Source organism: Streptomyces recifensis (genome assembly GCF_002154615.1).
Classification (GTDB): domain Bacteria; phylum Actinomycetota; class Actinomycetes; order Streptomycetales; family Streptomycetaceae; genus Streptomyces; species Streptomyces griseoluteus.
In genome coordinates this window covers 1-3,707 of sequence record NZ_MUNH01000501.1, presented here as the reverse complement: position 1 = coordinate 3,707, position 3,707 = coordinate 1, and the positions used below count along the sequence as shown (strand labels likewise).

Here is a 3,707-nt window from a genome sequence, read left to right as displayed (position 1 = left end):
GAAGGCGGTCCTGCGGGCCGTCACCGACGAGATCATGTACGCCGTGCTGGAGCTGTCGGGCCAGGAATACGTGGACCGCTACGCCGCCGAGGTGAAGGCCGAGGCGGAGGCGGCGAAGACCCGCCGGTTCGCCCGGCGGCACTGAGTCGCGGGAACGCCGGAAGGGGCGGCCGGAGATCTCCGGCCGCCCCTTCCTCGACGCTCGGAACCGTTACGGCTTGGGCGTGGCGTGCGGTGCGCAGGTGACGTCGGAGCTGTCCAGCTCACCGGTCAGCAGGTAGGCGTCGACCCGCTCGTTGACGCACGGGTTGACCAGGCCGGTGACGCCGTGGGAGCCGGCGCCCTCCTCGGTGATCAGACGCGAGCCCTTGAAGCGCTGGTGCAGCGAGACGGCGCCCTCGTAGGGAGTGGCCGCGTCCCGCGTGGACTGCACGATCAGCACGGGCGGCAGACCCTTGTGGGTGCCGACCTCGACCGGGTTCTGCTGCTTGGCCGGCCAGGTGGCACAGGGCAGGTTCATCCAGGCGTTCGCCCAGGTCATGAACGGGTAGTCCTTGTTGAGCCGGGTGTTGTCCCGGTCCCAGGTCTGCCAGCTCGTGGGCCACTTGGCGTCGGCGCACTCGACGGCGGTGTAGACCGCGTTGCCGTTCTCCGCGGAGATGTTGCCCGCGGTGTCCGACAGGTCGGGCGCGGCCGCGTCCACGAGCGCCTGGGTGTCACCGGCGACGTACTTGCTGAACACCGTGGCGACCGGCACCCACGAGGAGTCGTAGTACGGGGCGCTCTGGAAGAAGGAGATCAGCTCGGCCGGGCCGACGACTCCGCCGAGCGGGCTCTTCGCGGCGGCGGCGCGCAGCTTGAGCCACTGCTCCTGCACGGCGGCGCGGGTGGTGCCGAGGTGGAAGGCGGCGTCGTTCGCGGCGACCCAGTACTGCCAGTCCTTCCAGCGGCGCTCGAAGGCGATGTCCTGGTTGAGGTTGGCCTCGTACCAGATGTTCTCGCGCGCCGGGTCGACGACGCTGTCCACGATCATCCGGCGGATGTGGCCCGGGAAGAGCGTGCCGTAGACGGCGCCGAGGTAGGTGCCGTAGGAGACGCCCAGGTAGTTGAGCTTCTTCTCGCCGAGCGCGGCCCGGATGACGTCCAGGTCGCGGGCGGTGTTCGGCGTGGTCATGTGCGGCAGCATCGCGCCGCTGTGCTCGGCGCAGCCCTCGGCGTACTCGCGGGCGAGCTTGCGCTGGGCGAGCTTGTCGGCCTCGTCGCGGGGCACCGGGTCGGCCTTGGGCGCCTTGACGAACTCCTGCGGGTCGATGCAGGAGATGGGGGCGGAGTGGCCGACGCCGCGCGGGTCGAAGCCCACGAAGTCGTACGCCTTGGCGGTGTTGGTCCACAGCGCGTTCTTGGTGGTGACCCGGCGCGGGAAGCGCAGGCCGGAGCCACCGGGGCCGCCGGGGTTGTAGATGAGGGCGCCCTGGCGCTCCTGCTTGGTCCCGGTGTTGCCGATGCGGTCGACGGCGAGCTTGATCTGCTTGCCGTCCGGCTTGGCGTAGTCCAGCGGCACGGAGACCCAGCCGCACTGGATGGGCTTCTCCAGCCCCCAGTCGGCGGGGCAGTCCTGCCAGTCGATGCCGGCCTTGGCGGCGCGCGCGGCGGCCGTGGCGGCGCCGAGGGCCTCGCGGTCCTGGCCCCGGCCGCTGTCGGCGCTGGCCGCGGGCGCGGTCACCGCGCCGGCTATCAGCGTGGCGGTGACGAGCGCGCCGGCCGAACTCAGCGCCAGCAGACGGCTCTTCGGCTTGTTCTCCCTCAAGGGGTCCCCTCCCCGTGACTTCACTGCGAATAGTCAGGCGGGGAATCCTCTCGGCTGTGAGCCGTCGGAGAACAGGGTTGACCGACCTTCTTTACCAATCCGATAAACGGATGGTCATTTCCGATCGGCGGTCAGTAGCGCCAACGCCTCGTCGAGACGGCGCCGCAGGGCGAGCGCGTCGGGCGCCACGGCACTGACGAGGACCGCGTGACCGGCGAGCGGCATCAGGGCGGTGCCCTCCCCCAGCATCCGGGCCTCAGCCGGGTTCGTCAGCAATTCGGTTCCCGCAAGGACCAGTTGCCCGACCGCACGGTGTCCCCCGAGCACGGCAGGGCCGTCCCAGCCGCCCGGTGCTCCGGGGCCGCAGGACAGCTCCTGGTCGAGCAGCGTGGCGCCCGCGAGGCGCACCGTGAGCCTGCTGGTGAGCCGGCCCGGCTCCTCCCCGGCCCGCCCGAGCACCTGCTCTTCTCGCAGCACCAGCCGGGCGCCGGGCGCCAGTTCGGCTCGGGTGGTGACGTGCAGATCGCTGCCCCGCGCCGAGATGAGCTGCTCGGGCAGCCAGTACAGCTCTCCCCCGGCGGCCACGTCGAGCCGTACGTCGTAGCGGGCCTCGCCCTTGGCCTGGCCGGGCAGCGCGAGGGTGGCGGCGGCCGAGCCGAGGTGCAGCCGGGCGCCCTCCCCCACGCCGGCCTCGACGGCGAAGCGGTCGCCGCCGAGCGGGCCGCTCATCGCGCCGACCAGCAGGACGCGGGCTTCGGTGCCGTGCGCACGGGTGCGGCGGGGGGCCAGCGGGCCCTCGCCCTCCAGCACCGGAAGCACGGTGCCGCCCCGGCCGTCGGCGCGGGCCTCGATCCGGGCGCGGGCGGTGACGCCGGCCGCGGTCACGCCGTCCACGCGGCGAGCCGCTCGCGCACCCAGCCGGCCACCTCGCCGACCCCGTTCTCGACGCGCAAGGTCTGGAACACCACGGGGAGTTCGGCCCGCTGCGCCTTGGCGTCGGCGGCCATCCGGGCGAGGTCGGAGCCGACGTAGGGGGCGAGGTCGGTCTTGTTGACCACGAGCAGGTCGGCGGTGGTGACGCCGGGGCCGCCCTTGCGCGGGATGTCGTCGCCGCCGGCCACGTCGATCACGAAGATCTGGGCGTCCACCAGGCCCTTGGAGAAGGTCGCGGTGAGGTTGTCACCACCGGACTCCACCAGGATCAGGTCGAGCGGGCCGACGGCGCCCTCCAGATCCTCCACCGCTTCGAGGTTGGCGGAGATGTCGTCGCGGATCGCGGTGTGGGGGCAGGCGCCGGTCTCCACGGCCGTGATCCGCTCGGGCGGCAGCACGGCCTCGCGGAGCAGGAATTCGGCGTCCTCGCGGGTGTAGATGTCGTTGGTGACGACGGCGAGGGAGAGCTCGTCGCGCAGCGCCCGGCACAGCGCGGCGACGGTCGCGGTCTTCCCCGAGCCCACCGGGCCGCCGAGCCCGATGCGCAGGGCGCGCCGCTTGCCGTCGGAGCGGTGCGCGTCGGCGCTGACGGCCTCCGGGCCGGTGTGGGTGTGGTCGAGATGCATGTGCGGCTCCAAGTGCGGTTCGTCGGGGCCTCTAGGAGGCGAAGAGGCGGACCGGCCAGGCGGCGTGCGCCTGTGCGCCGATCTCCAGCAGGGGTGCGGACGCGGCGGGCAGGGCGTCCACTCCCTCGGTCAGTGCGCGCCGGGCGGACTCCACGGCACGGTCCGCCACCCGGTCCAGCTCCGGTGCCAGCCGGGCGAGGACGCCGGTGGCGTCGAACGGGTCGAGGCTGAGCAACCGTACGGTGGCGGTCGCGGGGCCGCTCACGCTCTCGTACAGCGCGCAGTAGGCGGCGTCCAGGGGCTCCAGACCGGCCGCGCGGGCGGTCTGGAGCCCCTGGACG

The 3,707-nt window shown here is 72.9% G+C and carries 4 protein-coding genes and 1 pseudogene; 1 reads left to right on the top strand and 4 read right to left on the bottom strand.

Going from position 1 to position 3,707, the window contains the following annotated elements; translation table 11 throughout:
- Nucleotides 1-145 (top strand): annotated as a pseudogene (locus tag CCN33_RS33235) (1-acyl-sn-glycerol-3-phosphate acyltransferase); the annotation flags it as partial.
- 66 nt (nt 146-211) lie between these two features.
- Here the strand turns inward: CCN33_RS33235 and CCN33_RS24075 are convergent.
- The 4 genes from CCN33_RS24075 to CCN33_RS24060 form a co-directional block, all read right to left on the bottom strand.
- The gene (locus CCN33_RS24075; RefSeq protein WP_086695590.1) at nt 212-1,807 is read right to left on the bottom strand and encodes an alpha/beta hydrolase; all 1,596 of its coding nucleotides are present in this window, start codon (nt 1,805-1,807) and stop codon (nt 212-214) included.
- 114 nt (nt 1,808-1,921) lie between these two features.
- Nucleotides 1,922-2,692, bottom strand: coding sequence for an urease accessory protein UreD (locus CCN33_RS24070; RefSeq protein ID WP_086695591.1), 771 nt, complete (start codon nt 2,690-2,692; stop codon nt 1,922-1,924).
- The gene (ureG, locus tag CCN33_RS24065; RefSeq protein ID WP_086695589.1) at nt 2,689-3,366 is read right to left on the bottom strand and encodes an urease accessory protein UreG; all 678 of its coding nucleotides are present in this window, start codon (nt 3,364-3,366) and stop codon (nt 2,689-2,691) included. The genes CCN33_RS24070 and ureG overlap by 4 nt, the downstream gene beginning before the upstream one ends.
- Nucleotides 3,367-3,397: 31 nt before the next feature.
- The coding region (locus CCN33_RS24060; protein WP_341866591.1) for an urease accessory UreF family protein at nt 3,398-3,707 on the bottom strand (310 nt) is incomplete at its 5' end.

Bases quoted from the DNA above. Each gene is read 5' to 3' on its own strand.
- ureG (WP_086695589.1), bottom strand. From the start codon at position 3,366: ATGCATCTCGACCACACCCACACCGGCCCGGAGGCCGTCAGCGCCGAC.